We start from the raw sequence: 22,172 nt of genomic DNA on the forward strand, positions 1-22,172 counted from the left end.
TTAGGTCGTTCGGAGCGTGTCGGTGCTCGGCTCGTAGACCTCGCCCTTCTGTTTGAGCTTGTCGATCTCGTGTTCGGCCTTGGACTCGTCCATCCCGATCTCGTCGGCCCGCTCGAGGACGATGTCGACCGGCGCGCCCTCGTCGTACTCCTCCTCGATGTCGCTGATCAGCCCCTTGATGTTCTTGATCCGGTCGCGCTGGGACTTCGAGGTGCCGGCCTCGACGATGTCCGCGTCGAACTCGCCGGTTTCGGGATCGACGCCGATATCCTGCAGACACGAGCGGACGATCTCGACGACCTGCTCGGCGTCTCGCTGCTCGACCGTATCGGAGAGCCGCACGCGGGCACTTGCCTCAGAGAGGCGGACGAGTGCCTCGAGTTTCCGGGCCGTGACCGGAACCGGGGCGTCCTCGTCGGTCCCCTTCGCGCGCAGGTCGACGTAGAAATCGCGGATCGTCTCGCGGGCCTCCTCGGTCATCCGCGGGTGGCAGTTCTGTTTCGCGTAGGCGATGTACTTCCGGAGGAGTTCGGCGTCGATGACGGGGTCGACCTGCTCGGTCATCTCCTCGATCTCGCCCTCGCTGACGTCGAGGCTGGTCATCTCCTCGCGCTGGGTCGTCAGCTCGCCCGCGTAGTTGGTCGTGAGGATGTGCTCGGCGAGGTTCTTGTCCTTCTCCTCGTCGGGCTGGTCCGTAACCGTGAAGATGAGGTCGAACCGCGAGATGAGGGCCGGCTCGAGGTCGATCTGCTCGCCGATCGGCTCGTACTGGTCGAAGCGGCCGTACTTTGGGTTCGCGGCGCCGAGCAGCGAACACCGGGACTTGAGCGTCGCGTTGATGCCGGCCTTCGAGACCGAGATCTTCTGTTGCTCGAGGGCCTCGTGCATGGCCGAGCGGTCCTCGCTGCGCATCTTGTCGAGTTCGTCGACCGCCGCGATTCCCTGGTCGGCAAGCACGAGCGCACCGGCCTCGAGCGTCCACTGCTGTCCATCGCCGAAGTCATCCCTCACAGCCGCAGCGGTAAGACCAGCCGAGGACGACCCCTTCCCGGAGGTGTAGACTGATCGAGGTGCAATATTTTGTATATACCCTAGCATCTGAGACTTCCCGGTACCCGGGTCCCCGATCAGCAGCATATGCAGATCGCCCCGAATCCTCGAGCCGTCGGGCAACTGCTTCGTCACCCCCGAAAAGAGCTGGAGGATCATCGCGAGTTTCTCCTGCTCGTAGCCGTAGATCGAGGGGGCGATCGAGCCGACCATCTGCTCGTAGATGTCCTCGCTCGAGGAGAGCCGAACGATCTCTTCTTTGTCCTCGTCGGTGATGTCCATGTCCTCGAACTGCTCCTCGTCGATGTCGACGGACATGCCTTCCATGTAGAAGTCGAAGACGGGCGATTTGTCCTGGCCGTCGCCCTGTTGCTCGAGGCGGAGGACGCCGGTTGTGGAGACGTGGTCGCCGGGGGTCACCTCGCCGGTGATGTCGTCCTCGACGTGGACGTCGAGCGACTGGGGCGTCTCCCCGCCGCGCAGGCCCTCGGGACTCTCCTGGATGCGGAGCTTCTGGGAGTCGACGAACTCCGACTGGTCGAAGTTCACGCGGAACGGGCCCTGACGTTCACAGCCCTGGCACTCGTGGGGTTCCTGGAAGTCGCCGCTGGACTGGGGGACTCTGGTGAGGGTGCCACAGAGCTGGCACTCGAAGGCGGCCTCCTCGATCTTGGGGCGGACGTCGGTCGCCTTGCGGACGATCCCTCGAGCCTGCACGAGGGAGTTCATGTCGCGGGCGCGGATGTCCCGGATCTCGGGCGACTCCGTTTCGGGGAGGTTTCGGATCCGAACGTGGGCCTGGCCGAGGCTCACGTCGATTGGGAGGTCGTACAGTCGCAAGGCCTCCTCGGCGTAGCGCTGGAGCTGTTCGGGCTGGGCGAGGAAGTCGTCGGCTAAGTTCGGATCGTACCGGTAGAGATCCTGCCAGTCGACGTGGAGCGATCGCTGCTCGTTAGGGTACTGCTGCGCAAGCTGCTTGATCTCGTTGTCGTAGTAGTTGCGGAAGAACTGCTCGAACGAGTCGACGAGTTCAGAATTTCCCGCTTGCGCCATTGCACGTCCGTAGGGTCGCCACCGTGTATAAATGGTCGCAAAGCGGACCGAAACTGGTCGCGAGCCTGGGTTACCGATCCGCGGCCGAACCGATCGTCGAACCGTCCGCAGTCGGCAGATCGGCGTCCTCGTCCGGTTCCGCGTCGAGTTCGTCGACGGAGACGCCGAGCGTCGCAATCGAGCGCACGGCCTCCTCGACGGTGACGTCGACGTCGTAGACGTTGTCGATCGGAATGTGCATGATGTAGCCGTTGGTCGTGGGGTTCGGACCGAGCGGGACCATGACCGTCAGCATCTCGCCCTCCCCGACGACGCGTTCGACGCTCGCCGGCGTATCGGCCGTCAGAAATCCGAACACGTACGCGTCCTTGTGCGGAAACTCGACGAGCTTGACCTCCTTGAACTGATTCGTGTCGTCGTCGACCAGAATGTTGCTCGCCCGACGAACGCTCTCGTAGAGCGTGCTCACGCCGGGAATAGTCTCCATCGTCGCGTGGATTCGCTTCGAAACGTGTTTTCCGGGCGTGTGCTCGGCGGCGAACCCGACGAGCAGGAAGAACCCGATCAGCGAGAGCAGCATCGTCGACTGGATCACGACCCGCGGGGGTTCGTTGGGCCAGACGTACTGTACCCCGTCGACGACCGGCGAGAGAATTCCGACGACGAAATCGATCACGACCAGCAACACGAGCAGCGTCACGACGAGCGGGACCGTCAGAACGATCCCGTTGACGAGCCACCGCTTCGGTCGCTCCGAAACCGCATTCATACGGTTACGTGGCCGGCAATCGGTAGAAAACGTTCGGGTTGCGTTTGCGATTCGTCTCGAGTCTCGACCGATCGCGTCGCGTCGCGACTGACGGACTTGACCCGGACGCGCCGGTTGCCGGGATAGCCAGGAGGACGCTCCGAACCTCGCGGCCGGGGACGAACTCGGCGGGTAGCTCCGATGCTGTCTGCGAGGTCGAAGCCGCTGCGACGACGGGTGTGCCCTTCTCGTAGAAACAGGAAATCCGTGCCGTGAGGCTGATACTCCCGCGACCGAGACTCTTCACGGCCGTGAATCGGAGCTGTGCTTTTATCCGTTGGGAGCGTACGGACCGCATGACACCACGATCGGCGCCGCGTTCGGACCGCACCCGCCAGCGGGCCGTGACCGCCCGTCTCGAGGCGACGACCGAACGACTCGATGCCCTGGAGGGTCGCCAGCGACAGCTCGAGCGCACGGTCGCAGCGGTGGCTCGGGAGGCCGGACTGTCGGTCGGCTCCCCGTGCACCCGGTGTGATCGGAGCCACACGCTCGTAAAGTCCGGCCTCGTCTACTGTCCGGAGTGTGGGTACAGACGGACGCTTTGAGGTTCGGAACCCGGAGCGAACCGTCTCGAAAAACCTGTGCGCCGACCGACGAACCCGCCTAACGCGGTCGCTACGTCGGTCGAAAGACCCCGATCGCACGCCGATCGTACGATCGGTGAAAAAGCCGATGCGGTCGCCGTTCGGCGACCGACTATCGCCTGGTTAGACGCGCTCGACGTTCGTCGCGCGCGGACCCTTGGGGGCCTGCTCGATGTCGAACTCGATATCGGTACCCTCCGTCAGGTCCTCGCCGCCGACGTCCTCCATGTGGAAGAATACGTCCTCGTCAGCGTCCTCAGTCTCGATGAAACCGTAACCGCCCGTGTCGTTGAAGAAGTCAACCGTACCGTTTGCCATTACAACCAGACAGTATCCCGGCACACGAATAAGGGTTGGCATTCGTATTTCCAAACCCGAGTACTGTATACGAATGTCTACTACCGTCGGAAAAGCGAGCACTCTGTGCGTAGAACGTCGGTTCTGCGTGGGAAGAGCCCTCCGGCTCCCCGACTCTGGCTAGAACGAACGGAGAACCCACAGTTTTCGTTTCCGAACTGCGCCCGAATCTCGCGATTCGGGGTCGCGTCTCGAACGAGTCGTCCGGTTTCGGGCGCGATCCACCGTCCGTCCTCGTCCCTCTCCGGAACCGTGGTAGTTCCGCGAACCCCGGGAACCGAGCCGTCAGTGACGACCCGTAGCGGAGCGATCCGCTCCGCCGACCGGCGCCTTCGTGTTTCGGCGAGCCCTTTTTGCTCCGCTGTGGCGTAGCTCTCGTATGACTTCCCGAACGCCGGTGTTCTGTCAGGTGTGCAACGAGGCGATCGATTCCGAGCACTCCCTCGAGCACCACCTGGTCTACGAGCACAGACCTCGCGAGCTGGCCAGCCGGCTCGCTTCCGAGTGGGAGGCCGAGGAGCTCGGTTCCGAGGAGTAACGACGGGCTCCGAACTCGGTGAGTGTTCGCATCGCGACTCTGTCTCTCGGCGGTCTCGAGTCGCGTTCGTCGAGAACGCCGCTGCTCACGGATTTGCTCGCAGCAGTACTATGGGATCGCCCGGATTTGAACCGGGGTCACGGGCACCCAAGGCCCGAAGTATACCAAGCTAACCCACGATCCCGTATCTCCCATTCCGGACGAACCGCTTAAAGCGTTTCGTTCCGTACCGAACGGCTTTCCCCGCTTCGCTCGCTACGCTCGAGTATGGTTACAGGAATCGAGATTCTCCTCCTGGTGATCGTTCTCGTTGCCGTGCTGGGCGCGACGACGATCATCCAGACGGTTCGTCCCTTTATCGTCAACGCGGTCGTCGGACTGCTCGTGTTGTTTCTGGCCCAGGCCGGCTTCGGCGTCTCGGTCGCGATCACGCCGATCGCCCTCCTGATCGTCGCGCTCGGTGGACTACCCGGCTCGCTGCTGGTGTTGTTGCTCTCGCTGTTCGGCGTCGCCTTCGTCCCCTGACCGACGCTTCGATCGCAATTTTCGATCCGACCGCGTTCCCAGAAGGGCGCTACAGTTCCTCGTCCCGAAGCTCGATGTCGGCGATCAGGTCGTAGGGGTGGGCCTCCTTGCGGATCCCGTCGACGAGCGCGAACGCCTCGCCGGGCGAGAGGAAGTGCCGCGTGACGACCTGGCCCAGCGGTGTCGGCTCGAACCCGTCGATGAACCCGTACTCGAGCAGCTTCCCGATGGCGTGTTTGGTCGGCACCTCGCCGAGCATCCGATCGTTGAGGCGCTTGGCGGCCTTGCCGCCGACCACGACGTTCGCCAGCGTCTCCTCGACGGCGGCGTCCTCGTCGTAGTGGGTCATCACCGACTCCATCTCTCCCTTGAGGAGTTTGAAGGCGACCTCGTCCTCGGTCATCTCCATCGAGCCGTGGTACGAACAGTCGGGTTCGACCAGCACGTACACCTTCCCCTCGTCGTGGTAGTCCGGCCGACCCGCACGGCCGAGCATCTGGTGGAACTCCTGGACCGAGAGCCACTCGATTCCCATCGCCAGCGAGTCGAAGATCACCTGCGAGGCCGGGAAGTCCACGCCCGCCGCGAGGGCGGCGGTGGTCACGACGGCCGACAGCTCCTGGTCGCCGAACTGGCGCTCGACCTGTTTGCGTCGCCCGTAGTCGAGCCCGGCGTGATAGGGCGCCGCGGAGTACTCGAGCTTCCGGGAGATTTCGTGACACCGCCTGCGGGAGTTGGTGAAGATGATCGTCTGGCCCCGATACCCCTTCGAGGACTCGGTGTCGAACTCCCGTTTGACGAGTTTGTTCTCGATGCGGACCTTCTCCTGGCCGTCGGCGAAGGTGACGTGGCGCTCGATCGGGACGGGTCGCTCCTCGAACTCGATGAGCTTCGACTCGAGGACCTCGGCGAGCTGTTCGGTGTTGCCGACCGTCGCCGAGAGGTAGATCCACTGGGCTCCTCCGTACTCGTCCCGTCGGGCCGCGCGCTGCTCGCAGGTGTACTTGAGTCGGGAGATCAGCCCGTCGAGTCGGTGGCCTCGCTCCTCCTCTTTGAGAGTGTGGACCTCGTCGATGACGACGGTGCCGATGTCGCCGAGGTCCTTGCCCGTCCGCAACGCGTGGTCGATCCCCTCGTAGGTGCCGACGATGACGTCGGCGTCGGGATCGAACCGGTTCCCGTCGTCGGTGATCCGGCTCGCTCCCACCCGCAGCGAGACGTCGACGAGGTGGCCGTACTCGTCTTCGAAGTCCTCGTGTTTCTGGTTCGCGAGTGCGACGAGCGGAACCAGAAACAGCATCTTCCCCTTGCCGTTGAGCACGCGGTTGAGGCCGGCCATCTCGCCGACGAGGGTCTTCCCGGTCGCGGTCGCCGAGACGACGAGCTGGTCGTCGCCCTCGAAGAGGCCGTTCTCGACCGAGAGGCTCTGAACCGGCAGCAGGGTCTCGAACCGGTCCTCGAGCAGCCCCTGTAATCCCGGATGTAGATTCAGCGAGTCCACCCGGACGGGGTCGACCTCGTCGGTCGTCGCCGAGATGGTGTCGAACTGGGTGAGGTCGGGATCGAGCTGGCCCTGCAGCAGGTTGACGATCCGCTGGAGGTCCTGCACCTCGAGCATCAGTTCTTCGAGTCGTTCCTTCGCGGCGCCGGTGACCGCCCCGCCGCCGGAAAAGGAGAGCTGGCGCTCGAGTTCCTGGCGGGCGCAGTCCCGACAGATCCAGTCGGTGTTGTCCTTGACCGCGGTGTCGGTCGTCACCGGGGAGTACCGCCCCGCAGAGGCGCAGTAGCGGCAGGTCCGGACGGCCTTGGTCTTGTCCTCGAGCTGGTAGCCCGACAGCATCTCGGTGAGCTCGCGGCGCTTCTCGGGCGAGGTCTGCTCGGAGATGCGGATACGCTTCGCTCGACGGGCGAGCTCGACGAACTCGTCGGGCTGGCGGGGCTCCTCGTTCGAGCCGTCCTTCAGCCGGAACTTCGCGGGTCGAGGACCCGCGGAGGTCTCGGAGAGTCCGAGTTTCGCCCGGAACAGTCGCTTGCCGTCCCGCTGGACGACGACGAGGTAGTCGTCGCCCGTCTGGTGGCAGAATATCGTTTCGACGTCCTGGACCTGCTGCGACACGACGACGAGTACGGCGCGACGGTATTTCAGCGGTTCGGACTCGAGTGGTCCGTTCAGGCGTCGCCGTTGACGATGTCGCTAACGGCCTGGGGATCGAACAGCTGCTCGTCGACGCCGTAGACCTGCTCGGCCGCCCGCTGGGTGACGACGAGGTTCGTGATCGGTCCCTGGTAGAGCGGCCCGCCGCGGTAGACGTCGCCGTTCTGAACGGCCGTCAGCTCGCTGCCGGCGGCGTCGGCCTCCATATTGGCCACGACGGACTCCTGGAACTCCTCGGCGCTCGCGTCCTCGTTGCCGCGACAGAGGATGACGTCGGGGTCGACCTCGAGCAGCGTCTCGTAGTCGATCTGCCCGCGGGAGCTGTGGAAGTCCTCGACGTCGCTCTCGGCGAGGGCGTCGCGGACGCCCAGGTCGCGCCACTGCTTGAAGCTCGTCCCCTCGTTGATGACGTACGGGAGGAACGTGCCGTCGCCGTTGGGCCACAGGACCGCGACCGCCGGCCGCTCCTCTTCGGGCGGTACCACGTCCTCGAGGGTCGACTGGAACTCGTCGTGGAGCTCCGCAAAGGCCTCGTAGCGCTCCTCTTCCCGGAATACCTGCGAGACCTTCTCGAAGGCCTCGTACAGCGTGAGGTACTCGTAGTCGTGCCAGTCGTACTCCCGCGAGAAGATGCTGTTGCCGAAAAACGGCCCGACCCCCGCAACGTCCTCGATGTCGCTTTCCTCCCAGCCGTCGTACCGGTTCTGCAGGAAGTTCGGATCGATGGCGTGGACGTCGGCGTCGTGGTCGTAGAACTTCTCCTTGTCGACGCCGTCGCCGTCCTCGTACAGCGCGTCGATCGAGTCCCCGTCGACGGAGACGTCGGGGATCTCGTCGTAGTAGCGAGTGTGATACCGCGAGGGCATCCAGAGCGCTTCGGGGGGGTCCCGACCCAGCGCGACGCCCATGTCGGCCCAGCTACCGTTGTTGGCGACCCACGTCTCCGGGACGCCCTCGAATTCGACCTCGCCGACGGGCGGCATCGATACGCTGTACGACTCTCCGTCGCCCGAGCCGTCGCTTCCTCCGTCTCCCCCGCTGATACAGCCGGCCAGCGCGGTCCCGGCGGCGACCGCGCCGCCCGCTCGAACGACGGTCCGTCTCGTCCACTGCTGCGCGTCGGTCATCACGTTTTAGGCTAGCCTAAAAGTATATAGTTGTTACGACTATCGGGAGAGAAGTGGCGGTTTGCGGATCGAGACGCTCACCGATCGGAAAGCGCGCGCTTGGGGAGCACCTGCAGTTCGGGCTCGCGCGTTACCCTGGCCTCGACGCCGAAGACGTCGGCGAGGAGCTCCTCCGTGACGACCTCCTCGGGCGGCCCCCAGTCGTAGAGCTCGCCGTCGCGCATGGCGACCAGGTAGTCCGCGAAGCGGGCCGCCTGCGAGATGTCGTGGAGGACGACGGCGACGGTGACGCCCTTTCGCTCGTTGAGCTGGCGGATCGTCTCGAGGACGCGAAACTGGTGGTGGACGTCGAGAAACGTTGTCGGCTCGTCGAGCAACAACACGTCGGTCTCCTGGGCGAGGACCATGGCGATCCAGGCGAGTTGCTTCTGGCCGCCGCTGAGCTGGCCGAGTTCGGTCTCGCGGAGCGCTTCGATCCCCGCCAGCTCGACCGCGCGGTCGACCGCCTCGTGGTCCTCGACGTCGACGCCGTCGAAAAAGCCCCGGTGGGGGTAGCGGCCGTGGTAGACGAGGTCCTCGACGGTGATCGAGCCCAGCGAGTCGTTCTCCTGGGAGAGCACGCCCAGCTCCCGGGCCAGCTCCTTGGGGTCGAACGAGTTCAGGTCGTTCCCGTGGATCGTGATCGTTCCCGCGTCGGGCTCGAGGTGGTTCGAGAGCCCCTTCAGGAGCGTGCTCTTCCCGCTACCGTTCGGACCGACGAGCGCGGTGACGGCACCCTCCGGAACGTCGAGGCGCGCGCAGTCGACGACGGTCTCCTCGCTCGTCGGGTAGCTGAGTTCCAGCCCGTCGCCGACCAGGGCACTCTCGACGGCGACGCCGTCGCCGTCGGTGATTCGATGCCGTCCTCGGTCCGTATCGCGTTGCGTTCGTGCCATTAGAGTTCACCCATCGATCGCTGCTTGCGCATCAGGTAGAGGAAGTACGGACCGCCGATCAGGCCGGTGACGACGCCGACGGGCATCTGCACGCCCCCCAGTGCAAGCCGCGCGGCGACGTCGGCCGTGACCAGCAATGCGGGTCCGGCGAAGGCGCAGCCGATCATCAATCGCCGGTAGTCGCTTCCAACGGTGTTTCGCACGATGTGGGGGACGACGAGCCCGAAGAAGCTGACGACGCCCGCGATCGCGATGGCGACGCTCGCGGCCAGGATCGCGAGCGCGGACAGCAGGAACCGGACCCGTTCGACGCGCATACCGAGCGACCGGGCGGTGCTCTCGCCGAGCATCAACACGTTCAGCTGGCGCGAGCCGGCGAGCGCGAGCGCGATCGCGACGATCGCCGGCAGGATCGCGATCCGGACCTCCGCCCACCCGGTTCCGGTCAGCGATCCCGTGAGCCAGGCGATCGCGCTCTGGACGACGCCCAGGTCGTCGGCGAAGAAGAACAGCCCCTGCTGGAGGGACTGGAAGACCATATTGACGATGACGCCGGCGAGTACGAGTCGGACGGGACTGGTCCCGCCCTTCCAGGCGATCGTGTAGACGACCAGAAACGCGAGCGTGCCGCCCAGGGCGGCGATCAGCGGCAGGAACGGCGAGAGACCGCTGAAGACGACGAGCGTCGCCAGGACGGCGAATCCGGCCCCCGAGCTGACGCCCAGAACGAAGGGACTCGCCAGTTCGTTGCGCGTCACCGCCTGGAAGATCGCCCCGGAGACGGCCAGCGTCGCGCCCGCGATAACGCCGACGAACACCCGCGGCAGTCGGAGGCTCCAGACGACGACGCTCTCGGTGCTCACGTCCGGCGGTTCCGTTCCGAACAGGAACGACGACCAGGCCTCGAGGTTGAAGATCACCGCGGGGTTGAACACCGCCTCCCAGGCCCCGCGCAACGTCATCGAGTACTCCCCGAAGCTCACCTGTATCAGCCCGGCGACGACGGTCACGACCGTGCTCGCCAGACAGAAGAGCACGAGCGTGCCCGTCAGCCAGTTTTCCCGTTCCCGGGCCGACGGGTGTCCCCCGACCGACTTCGCTTCTCCCATCACCATTTAGGTGTGCCTAAAAGACATATAGGAGTTGTGATTACGAACCGACGCGACGGCGATCGGTTCGACCCTCGAGCGGGAGTCCGTCGGCGATCGTACTGTCGGGACCGCCTCGAGGGGCGGCCGTTCACCGAACGACTCGGCGTTGTTGCTTCTCGCGGAAACGTCTTCCGGCCGTCGTTCCGTCTTGCGGGCGCTCGGAGTCGACGCTCGATTCCGCCACCCGACCGAACGTGTCACTGCTCTTTCTTTAGGCTGACCTAAAACCAGTGGATTTACAACCTTTTAGGGTAGCCTAAATCGATACATGCGAGGAGATCCGAATCGAAATCAGCGGTATCGTGTGCGGAAATCAGTCGCGCGCGGAGGTGTCGCCCCGTGAGCTACCGCGGACGCGGCAACGAGGAGCTACTCGCCCAGCAGGCCGAACGCGAGTCCGCCGCGCGGACGTACCCTCGCCACCTCCCCTTCGCCATCCGCGAGGCCGAGGGCGTGACGGTGACGGACATGGACGGCGACGAGTACTACGACTGCCTCGCGGGGGCGGGAACGCTCGCGCTCGGGCACAACCACCCGCGGGTGATCGATGCGATGGAGCGGGTTCTCGAGGCTGATCGGCCGCTGCACACCCTCGACATCTCGACCCCCGCGAAGGAGCGGTTCGTCGACTCGCTGTTCGAGAGCCTCCCCGACGAGTTCGCCCGCTCCGCGAAGGTGCAGTTCTGCAGCCCCGCCGGGACGGACGCCGTCGAGGCGGCGCTGAAACTCGTCAAGACGGCGACGGGTAACCGGAGCGTCCTAGGGTTCCAGGGCGCCTACCACGGGATGACCAGCGGCGCGCTCAGCCTGATGGGCGACACCGACGCTAAGGATCCCGTTCCGGGGCTGATGAGCGACGTTCACCACCTCCCCTACCCCAACGACTACCGCTGTCCGTTCGGCATCGGCGGGGAGGAGGGGCACCGAACCGCCAGCCGGTACGTCGAGCGCCTCCTCGAGGACCCCGAAAGCGGGATCACCGAGCCCGCCGGCGTGATCCTCGAGCCCGTCCAGGGCGAGGCGGGGGCGGTGCCCGCGCCCGACGGCTGGCTCCGGGAGATCCGACGGATCACGCGCGAGCGCGAGATCCCGTTGATCGTCGACGAGATCCAGACGGGGCTCGGCCGCACGGGCGAACGCTACGCGTTCGAGCACGCCGACGTCGTTCCCGACGTCCTCACGCTCTCGAAGGCCGTCGGGGGCGGACTGCCCCTCGCGGTCGTCGTCTACGACGAGTCGCTCGACGTCTGGGAGCCCGGCGCCCACGCCGGCACCTTCCGGGGCAACCAGCTCGCGATGGCCGCCGGGGAGGCGACGATCGACTACGTCCTCGAGCACGACCTCGCGGACCACGCCGCCGACGTCGGCGCTCGCCTGCGCGATCGCCTCGAGGCGACCGCCGAGCGGTTCGACGCGGTCGGCGACGTGCGGGGTCGCGGCCTGATGCTCGGCGTCGAGTTCGTCGACCGGGACGACGAGTGGCGGGGTCCGGGCCCCCACGCTCCCGCCGGCGACCTGGCCGAAGCCGTACAGGCCGAGTGCTTCGACCGCGGTCTCGTCGTCGAACTCGGCGGTCGGAGAAGCGCCACCGCGCGATTCCTCCCGCCGCTGATCGTCTCCGCGTCGCAGGTCGACGAGATCGCGTCGATCTTCGACGAGGCGGTCGCGTCCGTTCTCGAGGGGCGGAAGCCAGCCCCGGAGGTGCGCGGATGAGCGACGACGGTCTGTTCCTCGGATCGTCGGCGGGCGACGCCGCCTACCGCGAGGCGATGGGGCTGGCGACCGACGCGGTGCTCGACGCGGTCGCCGCGGGCGACGATCCCTACTCGGGGGCCTCGCCGGAGTCGCTCGCCGAGCGCTTCGACGACCCGGTCGTTCCGGAGGACGGGAAGGGGCTCGAGGCGACGATCGAGGAGGTCGCCGATCGCGTCCTCGCTCACTCGGTCGACCCCTCGAGTCCGCGGTGTGCGGCCCATCTCCAGTGTCCCCCGTCGGTCCCCGGGCTGGCCGCCGAGGCGATGCTGTCGGCGACCAACCAGTCGCTGGACTCGTTCGACCAGGCGCCCGCCGCGACGGTCCTCGAGGAGCGGGTCGTCGACGCCCTCTGCGACCTGTTCGACCTCCCCGCGGGCGCGGACGGCGTCTTTACGAGCGGGGGGTCCCAGTCGAACTTCCAGGCCCTGCTGCTGGCCCGCGATCGGCGCTGCGCCCGCCGGTTCGATCGGGACGTTCAGGCCGAGGGGCTCCCCCCGGGTGCCGACTCGCTGCGAGTTCTCTGTTCGGAGGCGGCTCACTTCACGGCCAAACAGGCCGCCCACCACCTCGGCCTCGGCGAGGACGCCGTCGTCACCGTTCCGACCGACGACCGCCGCCGGATGGCTCCCGACGCGCTCGAGGAGACGCTGGACGACCTTGAGGACCGGGACGCCGAGCCGTTCGCCCTCGTCGGCACCGCGGGGACCACCGATTTCGGCAGCATCGACCCGCTCGAGGCGCTCGCCGATACGGCCGCCGAGCGCGGGCTCTGGTTCCACGTGGACGCGGCCTACGGCGGCGCCCTCGCCGTGAGCGACGAGTACGGCCATCTCCTCGAGGGAATCGAGCGGGCCGACTCCGTCGCCGTCGACTTCCACAAGCTGTTCTACCAGCCGATCAGCTGCGGGGCGCTGCTGGTCCGGGACGGCGACGCGTTCCGCTGGATGGCCCGCAACGCCGCCTACCTCAACCCCGAGGCCCACGACGACCGCGGGGTGCCGAACCTCGTCGCGAAGTCCGTCCAGACGACGCGGCGGTTCGACGCCCTGAAGCCCTACGTCGCGTTCCGCGCGCTCGGGCGGTCGGGGATGGCCGCCCTCGTCGAGGACACTCTCGAGCTGGCCGACGAGGCCGCGGCGCTGCTCGAGTCGGCCGCGGACTTCGAGCTGCTCGGCGACCCGACGCTGAACGCGGTCGTCTTCCGCTACCGCCCCCGCGAGGGGATGACCGACGCGGAGGCCGGACGGCTGAACGCCGCCGTCAGGCGGGAACTCCTCGCGGACGGACGCGCGGTCGTCGCCCGTACCGAGGTCGACGACGCGACCAGCCTGAAGCTCACCTTGCTGAACCCGACTGCGACCGTCGAAGACGTCGGAGCGATCCTCGAGGCCGTCCGCGAGTGCGGGTCCGCAGTCGCCGACGCCAGGGGGGTGGTCGCGTGAGCACCGGACTCGATCCCCGGGCGGCAGACGGGGCGACGGACGCGGACGTCGATCCCGCCGAGCGGGCCGACGACGCCACCGTCCACGCCTTCCTCAACTGCTACCTGCGCGAAACGGGCGCGTACGAGGTCTGCGAGGACGGCGTCGCCGGCGTCGATCCCGGGCCCGACGGGCTCCTCCGGGCGACGCTTCCCGAACAGGGGATCGAACTGCTGGCGCCGCTCGCGTACCGCTCGCCGACCGAGCGACACCTGTTCGAGACGCCCGTGCGGTACCGGCTCCCCGACGGGACGGCCCGATCGGTCGACGCGGCCACCCTCGCCGCGCTCGTCGTGAAGGACCTCTCGCTCGCCGGCGACGGCGACGCGGTTCCGGACGACCTGCTCGAGCGGGTCCTTCGAAGCAAGCGCAACGTCGCGTCGTTCGTCGCGGCACGTGCGGGCGACGAGGCGGGACTCTACGCCGAGGAGCTGTCCTTCCGGGACGCCGAGCAGGCGCTGGTCTTCGGACACCACCGCCACCCGACTCCGAAGAGTCGGCAGGGGATCGCGGTCCGCGACCGCGGAACCTACGCGCCGGAACTGCGGGGTTCGTTTCCGCTGCAGTACTTCCGGGCCGACCCCGCCCTCGTGACCGCCGACTCGGCGCTCGAGCGAAGCGCCGCGAGCTGGGTGAACGACGCCCTCCGGGACGACCCCGAGGTACCCGAGTCGTTCGTCGTCGAGCACGTCGAGAGCGAGGATGTCCTCCTGCCCGTCCACCCCTGGCAGGCCGATTACCTGCTCGACCAGCCCCGGGTTCGGGACCGCCTCGGGGACGGCCTCGAGCACCTCGGCGCGGTCGGCCGGGAGTTTCACCCGACGACGTCGGTCCGGACGCTGTACAGCGAGGCCGCGCCGTTCATGGTGAAGTCGTCGCTGCACGTGCGGATCACGAACTCCGTGCGGGCGAACAAGCGCCCCGAACTCGAACGGGGCGTCGCGGTCGCCGAACTCCTCGAGACCGAGTTCGGCGACGAACTCGACGCGGCGTTTCCCGCCTTCGACGTCGTCCGCGACCCCGCGTACCTCGCGTTGGACGTCGGCGACGACCGCGAGTCGGGACTCGAGACGATCCTTCGATCGAACCCGTTCTGCGGGGACGCGGCCGAGAACGCGACCCCGCTGGCGTCGCTGTGCCAGGACGGGATCGCGGGCCCCTCGCGGCTCGGCCGGCTCGTCGCGGGGATCGCCGAGCGGGAGGGACGGTCCACGGAGACGGTGAGCGAGGAGTGGTTCCGCCGCTACCTCGAGATCGGGATTCGTCCCGTGCTCTGGCTCTACCTCGTCCAGGGGGTCGGCCTCGAGGCTCACCAGCAGAACTCCGTCCTCACGCTCGACGACGAGGGGTACCCCGACGCGTTCCGCTACCGGGACAATCAGGGTTTTTACTTCCCCGAGTCGGTCTACCCCGCGGTCGACGACTACCTGCCCGGCGTCGGCGAGCGCGCCGACACCGTCTGTGCGGACGCCGTCGCCGACGAGCGACTTCGGTACTACGTGATCCTGAACAACGCCGTCGACCTGATCAACGCCTTCGGCTGCGCCGACCTCGTCGGGGAACGCCGGCTCCTGGCGCTGCTGCGCGAGGAACTCGAGCGCGCCCGCGAGCGCTACGACCGTCCGTCCTCGAACTTCCTCGACCCGCTGCTCGAGTCCCCCACGATCCCGTGCAAGGCGAACCTGCTGACCCGTTTCCGGGGGCTCGACGAACTGGAGAACGACCTCGAGAACCAGTCCGTCTACGCGGACGTGAGGAACCCGCTCGTCGCGGAACTCGACCCATGACAGAACCGAAAGCTACCGTCGCGGCCGACTACGACTATCAGGCCAACGACCGACGCATCGATCGGACGATCTCGCTGCGCCAGGCGACCCTCGAGCGCGACCTCGGTCGCCTCCACGCGTGGCTGGGCAGCGAACACGTGAAACCGTACTGGCAACTCGACCTGCCGCTGGCGGCGTTTCGGAACCGCCTCGCGGCCAAGCTCGAGGACGACCACCTCACGCCGTACGTCGGCTGTCTCGACCACGTCCCGATGAGCTACTGGGAGTGTTACCGGGCGGCCGAGGACGACGTCGCGAACCACTACGACGCCGACCCCGCGGACCGGGGCGTCCACCTGCTGATCGGTCCCGAGGAGTACCTCGGCCGGGGGTACGCCCGACCGCTGTTGCGGGCGGTCGTCGCCATGCAGTTTCGCCGCTCGAGGGCCGACCGGGTGATCGCCGAACCCGACGCCCGCAACGATCGCGCGATCGCGGTCTTCGAGGACTGCGGGTTCGAACCCCGCGGGGAGTTCCGCTTCGAGGAGGCCGAGAAGGACGCGCTGCTGGTGGTCTGCGAGCGCGAACGGTTCGAGTCGGCGGCGCTCGCCCTCGACGAGGGCGTCGCCGACGACGCCCTCGCTCGAGCCGGCACGGGAGGTGGAGCGGATGACTGACGACGGCGTCTACGACGTCGTCGGCGTCGGCCTCGGCCCGTTCAACCTCGGGCTCGCGGCGCTACTGGACGGCCTCGAGGAGGACGTCGACGCGGCCTTCCTCGAGCGCGACGCCGACTTTCGCTGGCACGAGGGAATGCTTCTCGAGGGCGCAACCCTGGAGGTTCCCTTCCTCGCGGACCTGGTGACGCTGGCGGATCCGACCAACCCCCACAGCTACCTCAACTACCTACGCGAGACCGGACGGATCTACGAGTTTTACTTCTACGAGCGGTTCCAGATCCCCCGCCGGGAGTACGACGACTACCTTCGCTGGGTCGCCGAGCGCCTCGGGAGCTGTCGGTTCAGCCGCGAGGTGACGGCGGTCCGGTGGGACGGCGACCGTGAGCAGTACGTCGTCGCCGCCGAACACCCCGAGACCGGCGAGCGCTTCGAGTACCGCGGCGAGCACCTCGCGCTGGGGACCGGCTCCCGGCCGCGGGTCCCCGAGGCCCTCGACTGCGGGGCCGACGAGGACGTGTTCCACACCGCCCGCTACCGCCACGAGCGAGACCGCGCGCTCGCGGCCGACTCGATCACCGTCGTCGGCTCCGGACAGAGCGCCGCGGAGGTGTTCCAGGACCTGCTCGAGCGCCAGCCCGAGAGCGAGTATCGACTGGACTGGTTGACTCGCTCCGAGGGGTTCTTCCCGATGGAGTACTCGAAACTGGGGCTCCAGCACTTCTCCCCGGAGTACGAGCGGTACGTCTACGATCTCCCCCAGGAAGTCAAGGACGACCTGATCCCGAACCAGGACCTGCTGTACAAGGGCGTCGATCCGGGAACGAGCGCCGAGATCTACGATCTGCTCTACCAGCGCTCGATCGGCGACCGCGAGCCCGACGTCGGACTCTTCGCGATGACCGAGGTTCGGGACATCGAGCCCCTCGGGGACGCCTACGTCCTCGACTGTCGCCAGTGGCAGGCCGAGGAGTCGTTCGTCCACGAGAGCGAGGTCGTGATCCTCGGGACCGGGTACGAGCGCCCGATCCCCGAGTTCCTCGAGCCCCTCGCGGATCGCATCGCGTGGGACGACCGCGGGCGGTTCGAGGTGACCGCGGACCACCGCCTCGAGATCGACGCCGCGGGCGACGTCTTCCTCCAGAACGCCGAGGTGCACACCCACGGCGTGGGCGTCCCGGACCTCGGGCTGGGCTGCGACCGGAACGCGGGGTTCGTCAACCGGCTGGTCGGCCGCGAGGCCTACCCCGAGGACACGGACACCGTCTTCCAGGACTTCTCGATAGAGCGATTCCTCGAGCGCGCGCCAGGCGCCTCCCGACCCGGGAGCGAACCGACCCCGACGCCGACGCAGGACGACTGACATGAATCCGAACGACACCATCCGACGGAACGCACTGGACGCGGAGGTATGGGAGACGGTCGAGCGCCGCCTCCTGACGAAGATGCTCGAGGAGTTCGCCTACGAGGAGATCCTCGATCCGCGGCCGGTCGAGGCCCGCGACGACCGCGCCACCTACCGGGTCGACTTCGACGACGCGGCGTACCGCTTCGAGGCGACCGAGCGACTGATGGACAGCCTCCACGTTCACGGGGAGACCGTCCAGCGCCGGGAGGGGAACGGGACGTGGGCCGCTCTCGACGACCCGCTTCGCCTGCTGCGAGACCTCGGCGAGGCGACCGATCTCGAGGGTCTCACCGAGGGGAACCTCGTCCGGGAGTACAAGCGCACGCTGCTGGCCGACGCCCACGTCGAGGCCCGACGGCGCGAGCGCGAGGAGTTCGACCCGCTCGCGCTCGATTACGCCCGCCTCGAGGGCGAAACGGACGGCCACCCCTGGATCACCTACAACAAGGGCCGGCTCGGCTGGGGGTACGACGACTACCGGCGGTACGCGCCCGAACTGAAAGAGCCCGTGACCCTCTCCTGGGTCGCCGTGCGCCGGGAGAAGGCGACGTTCGTCGGCACCGCGGACGTCGATCACGACTCGCTCGTCCGTAGCGAACTGGGCGATACCTACGGCGCGTTCCGTGATCGCCTCGCAGGCCGGGGGCTCGATCCCGACGCCTACTACCTCCTGCCGGTTCACGACTGGCAGTGGGACAACAGTATCGTCCCGCTGTTTCCCGACGACATCGCCGCCGACGACGTCGTCCCGCTGGGCGAGGGTCCCGACGAGTACCTCCCCCAGCAGTCGGTTCGCACGTTCGTCAACCTCGACGACGAGTCGAAACACCACGTCAAGGTGCCGATGCGGATCCTCAACACGCTCGTCTGGCGGGGCCTGCCCGGCGAACGCACCGAGCTCGCGCCGACGGTCACCGAGTACATCCGTGGAATCTACGAGGACGACGAGTTCCTGCAAGACCAGGGGCTCGTCCTCCCTGGCGAGATCGCCGGGATCAACTACGACCACGGCGACTTCACCGATATCGACGGCTCGCCGTACCAGTACCACGAGCTGCTGGGCGCCGTCTGGCGCGAGTCGATCTACACGTTCCTCGAAGACGACGAACGCGCCGTCACCCTCTCGGCGCTGTTTCAGGTCGACGGCGACGGCGAGCCCTTCCTCTCCCGGCTCGTCGAGCGCTCCGGGCTCACCCTCGACGAGTGGCTCGAGGAGTTCTTCGACACCGTGCTCCCGCCGCTGTTGCACTTCCTCTACCGCTACGGGACGGTGTTCTCCCCGCACGGCCAGAACACCATCCTGATCCTCGAGGACGGCGTGCCGACGCGACTGGCGGTCAAGGACTTCGTCGACGACGTCAACGTGAGCGACCGACCGTTGCCCGAACTCGAGGCCCTGCCCGACGAGGTCCACGACGTGCTCCGGAAAGAGCCCCCCGAGGGGCTCTGCCAGTTTATCTTCTCCGGGCTGTTCGTCTGCGTGTTGCGATACGTCGCGGACGTCCTCGAGGTCCACGAAGAGTACTCCGAGGAGCGGTTCTGGACCCACGCACGGGAGGCGATCCTCGACTACCAGGCGCGGTTCCCCGAACTCGAGGACCGCTTCGAGCTGTTCGACCTGCTCCGGCCGGAGTTCACGAAGCTGACCCTCAACCGCAACCGGATCTTCGACTCCGGCTACGACGACGCGCCGGGTCGGCCCCACGCCGCCGAGCACGGGACGGTCGCGAACGCGCTCCACGAGGTCGCCGACGGCCGTCCCGACTACGCGACGCCGGATCCCGCCGACGACTGACGGAGTCGGTCGGGCTCACAGCAGCCCGACCAGCGGGACGACGCCGAACCAGGCGATGAAACTCAGCGAGGCCGCCATCAACAGGTCGATGCGCTGGGCGCCCGCCGCCGGCTCGAGTCGCTCCCGGAGCAGCCAGACCAGCCCCAGCGCGTGGACGAGCGAGAGGTAGATCGCCGGACCGTAGCCGGGAACGACGTCGAGCAACCCCAGGAGAGCGCCCAGCAGCGCACCGAGGACGGCCGTCCCCGCGGCCACGGTCGCGGCCCCGCCGACGCCGAACCGGGCCGCGATCGTCCACTTGTCCGCGAGTCGGTCGGCGGCGACGTCGGGCACGCCGGCCAGCGTGATCGAGGGCAGCACCGACAGCAGAAAGGGCAGTCCCAGCAGCCAGGGCACCGGATCGTACCACGCGCCCCCGAGGACAACGAACCCGAGCACCAGGACCCCGACGCTGTGGGTGACGGCGACGTCCAGTTCGCCCAGCGTGCGGTAGGCGAGCCGCAGCGGCGGGAGCGTGTACCCGAGCGCCAGCGCCGCGAGGGCACCCATCGTCCCCGCGGTCGCCGCCGTCGAGCCGATCCCGACGAGCGCCGCGGCACCGCCGAGTGCGACGGCCGCCGCGAGGAACGCGCCGATCCCGGCCCGCACCTGCCCGAACGACAGTTCGTCGTCGACCAGCACGCGGGAGCCCCCGGTGAACGGGCCGGCGAAGGTGTTCCACCGGTCGGTCTCGTAATCCGCGTACTCGTTGCTCAACACCGTCGCGGCCTCGAGGGCGAAGAGGAAGCCGAGCCCGAGCCAGTACGCGCCCGCCGAGAAGGCGTCCGAGCCGACCGCCGCCAGCGCCCCGATCGTGTAGGCGATCCAGGCCATCGGGTAGAACTGCAGGCGCAGCGCCTTCAGCCAGCTCGTCGCCGTTCGCTTCGCCCGTCCCAGCCGCGTGTCGGGCCCCGTCTCGAGGCTCCGGCCCAGCTCCCGGACCTCCTCGAGCCAGTCCTCGCGTTCCTCGAGGCTCGAGTCCTCGATCGGTCCCATGTTCGTCACTCGCGTCGTTCGCACGCCCGCGTAGCCGAGCGTCGCGCGCTTGAGCGCGTGGTTGCCGGGCTGGCGGAGGACCCAGCGGTAGATCCGCGGGGGGACGTCCATCGTGACGATCAGCTCGGCGGTCTTGTCGTCGAGCAGCTCCTCCTTGCCCGCGCCCTCGCCCTCGTCGTAGAAAGAGAAGGCGAAGCCCGGCCTGAACAACCGGTCGAAAAACCCCTTGAGTCGGGCGGGCATCGTCCCCCACCAGTTCGGGTAGACGAAGACGAGGTGGTCGGCCCACTCGAGATCCCGTTGGGCCGCCCGCAGGTCGGGCTCGAGGGGCTGGTTCTCGGGGGAATCGGCGCGGACGTCGGGGTCGAACTCGATGTCGGCGACCGCGAGCTCGCGCACGTCGACGTCGGCCTCGCGAGCGCCCTCGCGGTAGGCGTCGGCCAACGCGGTGCAGTAACTGTCCGTCCGCGGGTGCCCGAGGATCAGCAGTACGTTCACGGCTGTTCGGACGGTTGGATCGTCGGCCGTATAGAACTGTCCGCCCGCTACTCGAGGAGTTCGATCTCGTCGTCGCCGTTGGGCACCGCACAGAGGAAGGCGCCGGGTTCCTCGCCCTCGTTGCGGTACCAGTGGACGGTGCCCGCGGGGATCAGCAGGGAGTCGCCCGCCTCGACCTCGCGTTCCTCGTCCCCGATTCCGACCGTGTACTCGCCCTCGAGGACGTACTGTTCGTGCTCGACCGCGTTGGTGTGTTCGGGGACCTCGGCGCCGGCTTCGAGGACGAACCGACGGATCGCGAAGTTCGGCGCGCCGTCGCTTTCGTCGATCAGAACGCCCTTCTCGAGGCCGTCGGCGGCGTCGACGGGTTCGTACTCGATCTCGTTTCGACGGCGAACGCGCGGTTCGGGTTCGGTCATACCCGAGAGTCGTGCGGGGTGTTACTAAACGTTGTAGTTCGGCCGTCTCGCCGTGACCGGAGCCGCGGCTAAGAAGTGTAAAATACTGCAGTCAAGAGCCGATACCGTTACGAATCCGCCTTACAGGCGCTCGACGTTCGTCGCGCGCGGGCCCTTGGGGGCCTGCTCGATGTCGAACTCGAGCTCCTGTCCTTCCTCGAGGTCCGGGCCGCCGATGTCTTCCATGTGGAAGAAGACGTCCTCGTCCGCGTCCTCAGTTTCGATGAATCCGTAGCCGCCAGTGTCGTTGAAGAAATCAACGGTTCCTTTCGCCATTGCTTCTGAAGAGAGTGGTGCGATATGTATAAACGCTGCGGTTCGTAGATCGACGGTGTATCGGCTGTCACATTCGCCGTCGCCGTCGATTTCGCCCTTGCATCGGGTTACACGTCGTCGACCTCGAGAAACGGGTGTACGTCCGCTCGCCGCCCGGGATCGACGACGAGCGCCGCACGACGGCCCGGAACGCGGGATCGGCCGAAGCCCCTTATATTGGCCGGTCGAAACGACCCGGTATGGCCGAGTACGAACTCGATGCGGTCGACCGGGAGATCCTCTACGCGCTCCAGGAGGAGGCCCGGAATCTCTCGTCCGGCGAGATCGCCGAACGGACCGACGCGTCCTCGAGTACGGTCCGCAAGCGGATTCAGCGCTTGGAGTCGGAAGGGGTCATCAAGGGGTACAGCGCCAACATCGATTACACGAAGTCCGGCTATCCGATCCGGATGCTGCTGTTCTGTACGGCGCCGATCCCGGAGCGGGGCGACTACCTCGACGAGATCCTGGACATTCCCGGCGTCGTCTCGGTACAGGAACTGGTGACGGGCGAGGAGAACCTCCTCGTGACGGCCGTCGTCAAGAACGATCGGGGCATCACGCCGATCGCTCAGGAACTCTCGGATATGGGCCTGACGATCACCGACGAGGTCCTCGTGCGCAGCCACGAGTCGACTTCGTTCGACGAGTTCTCCGCCGAGTGACCGCGCCGTCACTTGGTTTCGGTTCACTTTTTA

Annotated in this window: 20 protein-coding genes and 1 tRNA gene; 10 read left to right on the forward strand and 11 right to left on the reverse strand. The window is 67.2% G+C overall.

Annotation, left to right across the window (positions count from 1 at the left end; genetic code table 11):
- Both C492_RS06100 and C492_RS06105 read right to left on the reverse strand, forming a co-directional pair.
- On the reverse strand, window positions 1-2,103 hold the full coding sequence (locus C492_RS06100) for a minichromosome maintenance protein MCM (RefSeq protein WP_008421445.1): 2,103 nt from the start codon (window positions 2,101-2,103) through the stop codon (window positions 1-3).
- 70 nt (window positions 2,104-2,173) lie between these two features.
- Window positions 2,174-2,872, reverse strand: coding sequence for a DUF502 domain-containing protein (locus C492_RS06105; RefSeq protein ID WP_008421448.1), 699 nt, complete (start codon window positions 2,870-2,872; stop codon window positions 2,174-2,176).
- A gap of 335 nt (window positions 2,873-3,207) precedes the next feature.
- Between C492_RS06105 and C492_RS06110 the strand changes: the two genes are divergently transcribed.
- The gene (locus C492_RS06110; RefSeq protein WP_193364843.1) at window positions 3,208-3,459 is read left to right on the forward strand and encodes a hypothetical protein; all 252 of its coding nucleotides are present in this window, start codon (window positions 3,208-3,210) and stop codon (window positions 3,457-3,459) included.
- Window positions 3,460-3,621: 162 nt separating this feature from the next.
- Here the strand turns inward: C492_RS06110 and C492_RS06115 are convergent, their stop codons facing one another.
- Window positions 3,622-3,816, reverse strand: coding sequence for a cold-shock protein (locus C492_RS06115; RefSeq protein WP_008421452.1), 195 nt, complete (start codon window positions 3,814-3,816; stop codon window positions 3,622-3,624).
- A 418-nt stretch (window positions 3,817-4,234) separates the two neighbouring features.
- Between C492_RS06115 and C492_RS24470 the strand changes: the two genes are divergently transcribed.
- Complete coding sequence (locus C492_RS24470; protein WP_169333434.1) at window positions 4,235-4,393, forward strand: hypothetical protein; 159 nt, start codon at window positions 4,235-4,237, stop codon at window positions 4,391-4,393.
- A gap of 111 nt (window positions 4,394-4,504) precedes the next feature.
- On the opposite strand, the gene C492_RS06120 is transcribed toward C492_RS24470, so the two are convergent.
- Window positions 4,505-4,577, reverse strand: a tRNA-Pro gene (locus C492_RS06120).
- Window positions 4,578-4,660: 83 nt separating this feature from the next.
- Between C492_RS06120 and C492_RS06125 the strand changes: the two genes are divergently transcribed.
- Window positions 4,661-4,918 (forward strand): pro-sigmaK processing inhibitor BofA family protein, encoded by a 258-nt coding sequence (locus C492_RS06125; protein ID WP_008421456.1) that lies wholly within the window; start codon window positions 4,661-4,663, stop codon window positions 4,916-4,918.
- A 49-nt stretch (window positions 4,919-4,967) separates the two neighbouring features.
- On the opposite strand, the gene C492_RS06130 is transcribed toward C492_RS06125, so the two are convergent.
- From C492_RS06130 to C492_RS06145, 4 genes are all read right to left on the reverse strand, one after another.
- Window positions 4,968-7,034 carry a DEAD/DEAH box helicase gene (locus tag C492_RS06130; RefSeq protein ID WP_008421458.1) on the reverse strand — a complete coding sequence of 689 codons (2,067 nt, stop codon included), beginning with the start codon at window positions 7,032-7,034 and terminating at the stop codon, window positions 4,968-4,970.
- A gap of 53 nt (window positions 7,035-7,087) precedes the next feature.
- Complete coding sequence (locus C492_RS06135) at window positions 7,088-8,200, reverse strand: ABC transporter substrate-binding protein (protein WP_008421460.1); 1,113 nt, start codon at window positions 8,198-8,200, stop codon at window positions 7,088-7,090.
- Between the two features lie 77 nt (window positions 8,201-8,277).
- Window positions 8,278-9,135 (reverse strand): ABC transporter ATP-binding protein, encoded by an 858-nt coding sequence (locus tag C492_RS06140; protein WP_008421462.1) that lies wholly within the window; start codon window positions 9,133-9,135, stop codon window positions 8,278-8,280.
- Entirely contained in the window at window positions 9,135-10,244 is a 1,110-nt protein-coding gene (locus C492_RS06145) for a FecCD family ABC transporter permease (RefSeq protein ID WP_008421464.1), read from the reverse strand. The genes C492_RS06140 and C492_RS06145 overlap by 1 nt, the downstream gene beginning before the upstream one ends.
- 381 nt (window positions 10,245-10,625) lie before the next feature.
- Between C492_RS06145 and C492_RS06150 the strand changes: the two genes are divergently transcribed.
- The 6 genes from C492_RS06150 to C492_RS06175 are packed head-to-tail and all read left to right on the forward strand — an operon-like array spanning window position 10,626 to window position 19,168.
- A complete protein-coding gene (locus C492_RS06150; protein WP_008421466.1) occupies window positions 10,626-11,999 on the forward strand; it encodes a diaminobutyrate--2-oxoglutarate transaminase in 1,374 nt (457 codons plus the stop codon).
- Window positions 11,996-13,483, forward strand: coding sequence for a pyridoxal phosphate-dependent decarboxylase family protein (locus C492_RS06155; protein ID WP_008421467.1), 1,488 nt, complete (start codon window positions 11,996-11,998; stop codon window positions 13,481-13,483). Before C492_RS06150 ends, C492_RS06155 begins: the two co-directional genes overlap by 4 nt.
- Window positions 13,480-15,309: an IucA/IucC family protein gene (locus tag C492_RS06160; protein ID WP_049892787.1), complete on the forward strand. Its 1,830-nt coding sequence runs from the start codon at window positions 13,480-13,482 to the stop codon at window positions 15,307-15,309. Before C492_RS06155 ends, C492_RS06160 begins: the two co-directional genes overlap by 4 nt.
- Window positions 15,306-15,965 (forward strand): GNAT family N-acetyltransferase, encoded by a 660-nt coding sequence (locus C492_RS06165; RefSeq protein ID WP_008421471.1) that lies wholly within the window; start codon window positions 15,306-15,308, stop codon window positions 15,963-15,965. The genes C492_RS06160 and C492_RS06165 overlap by 4 nt, the downstream gene beginning before the upstream one ends.
- Complete coding sequence (locus C492_RS06170; protein ID WP_008421473.1) at window positions 15,958-17,328, forward strand: lysine N(6)-hydroxylase/L-ornithine N(5)-oxygenase family protein; 1,371 nt, start codon at window positions 15,958-15,960, stop codon at window positions 17,326-17,328. The genes C492_RS06165 and C492_RS06170 overlap by 8 nt, the downstream gene beginning before the upstream one ends.
- Window position 17,329: 1 nt before the next feature.
- On the forward strand, window positions 17,330-19,168 hold the full coding sequence (locus tag C492_RS06175) for an IucA/IucC family protein (RefSeq protein ID WP_008421475.1): 1,839 nt from the start codon (window positions 17,330-17,332) through the stop codon (window positions 19,166-19,168).
- Between the two features lie 15 nt (window positions 19,169-19,183).
- Here the strand turns inward: C492_RS06175 and C492_RS06180 are convergent, their stop codons facing one another.
- The 3 genes from C492_RS06180 to C492_RS06190 form a co-directional block, all read right to left on the reverse strand.
- The gene (locus C492_RS06180; RefSeq protein ID WP_008421477.1) at window positions 19,184-20,701 is read right to left on the reverse strand and encodes an NAD(P)H-dependent oxidoreductase; all 1,518 of its coding nucleotides are present in this window, start codon (window positions 20,699-20,701) and stop codon (window positions 19,184-19,186) included.
- A 47-nt stretch (window positions 20,702-20,748) separates the two neighbouring features.
- A complete protein-coding gene (locus C492_RS06185; protein ID WP_008421479.1) occupies window positions 20,749-21,120 on the reverse strand; it encodes a cupin domain-containing protein in 372 nt (123 codons plus the stop codon).
- Between the two features lie 120 nt (window positions 21,121-21,240).
- Window positions 21,241-21,435, reverse strand: a complete 195-nt coding sequence (locus C492_RS06190; protein WP_007259363.1) for a cold-shock protein — start codon at window positions 21,433-21,435, stop codon at window positions 21,241-21,243.
- Window positions 21,436-21,674: 239 nt separating this feature from the next.
- Here C492_RS06190 and C492_RS06195 point away from each other — a divergent pair, with 239 nt between their 5' ends.
- A complete protein-coding gene (locus C492_RS06195) occupies window positions 21,675-22,139 on the forward strand; it encodes an Lrp/AsnC family transcriptional regulator (protein WP_008421484.1) in 465 nt (154 codons plus the stop codon).
- The last annotated feature ends 33 nt before the right edge of the window (window positions 22,140-22,172 follow it).

Source organism: Natronococcus jeotgali DSM 18795 (assembly GCF_000337695.1).
Taxonomy (GTDB): Archaea; Halobacteriota; Halobacteria; order Halobacteriales; family Natrialbaceae; genus Natronococcus; species Natronococcus jeotgali.

Coding starts and splice junctions, on each gene's coding strand:
- C492_RS06100 (WP_008421445.1), bottom strand. CDS start 2,103: ATGGCGCAAGCGGGAAATTCTGAACTCGTCGACTCGTTCGAGCAGTTC.
- C492_RS06105 (WP_008421448.1), bottom strand. CDS start 2,872: ATGAATGCGGTTTCGGAGCGACCGAAGCGGTGGCTCGTCAACGGGATC.
- C492_RS06110 (WP_193364843.1), top strand. CDS start 3,208: ATGACACCACGATCGGCGCCGCGTTCGGACCGCACCCGCCAGCGGGCC.
- C492_RS06115 (WP_008421452.1), bottom strand. CDS start 3,816: ATGGCAAACGGTACGGTTGACTTCTTCAACGACACGGGCGGTTACGGT.
- C492_RS24470 (WP_169333434.1), top strand. CDS start 4,235: ATGACTTCCCGAACGCCGGTGTTCTGTCAGGTGTGCAACGAGGCGATC.
- C492_RS06125 (WP_008421456.1), top strand. CDS start 4,661: ATGGTTACAGGAATCGAGATTCTCCTCCTGGTGATCGTTCTCGTTGCC.
- C492_RS06135 (WP_008421460.1), bottom strand. CDS start 8,200: ATGACCGACGCGCAGCAGTGGACGAGACGGACCGTCGTTCGAGCGGGC.
- C492_RS06140 (WP_008421462.1), bottom strand. CDS start 9,135: ATGGCACGAACGCAACGCGATACGGACCGAGGACGGCATCGAATCACC.
- C492_RS06145 (WP_008421464.1), bottom strand. CDS start 10,244: ATGGGAGAAGCGAAGTCGGTCGGGGGACACCCGTCGGCCCGGGAACGG.
- C492_RS06155 (WP_008421467.1), top strand. CDS start 11,996: ATGAGCGACGACGGTCTGTTCCTCGGATCGTCGGCGGGCGACGCCGCC.
- C492_RS06165 (WP_008421471.1), top strand. CDS start 15,306: ATGACAGAACCGAAAGCTACCGTCGCGGCCGACTACGACTATCAGGCC.
- C492_RS06170 (WP_008421473.1), top strand. CDS start 15,958: ATGACTGACGACGGCGTCTACGACGTCGTCGGCGTCGGCCTCGGCCCG.
- C492_RS06175 (WP_008421475.1), top strand. CDS start 17,330: ATGAATCCGAACGACACCATCCGACGGAACGCACTGGACGCGGAGGTA.
- C492_RS06185 (WP_008421479.1), bottom strand. CDS start 21,120: ATGACCGAACCCGAACCGCGCGTTCGCCGTCGAAACGAGATCGAGTAC.
- C492_RS06190 (WP_007259363.1), bottom strand. CDS start 21,435: ATGGCGAAAGGAACCGTTGATTTCTTCAACGACACTGGCGGCTACGGA.
- C492_RS06195 (WP_008421484.1), top strand. CDS start 21,675: ATGGCCGAGTACGAACTCGATGCGGTCGACCGGGAGATCCTCTACGCG.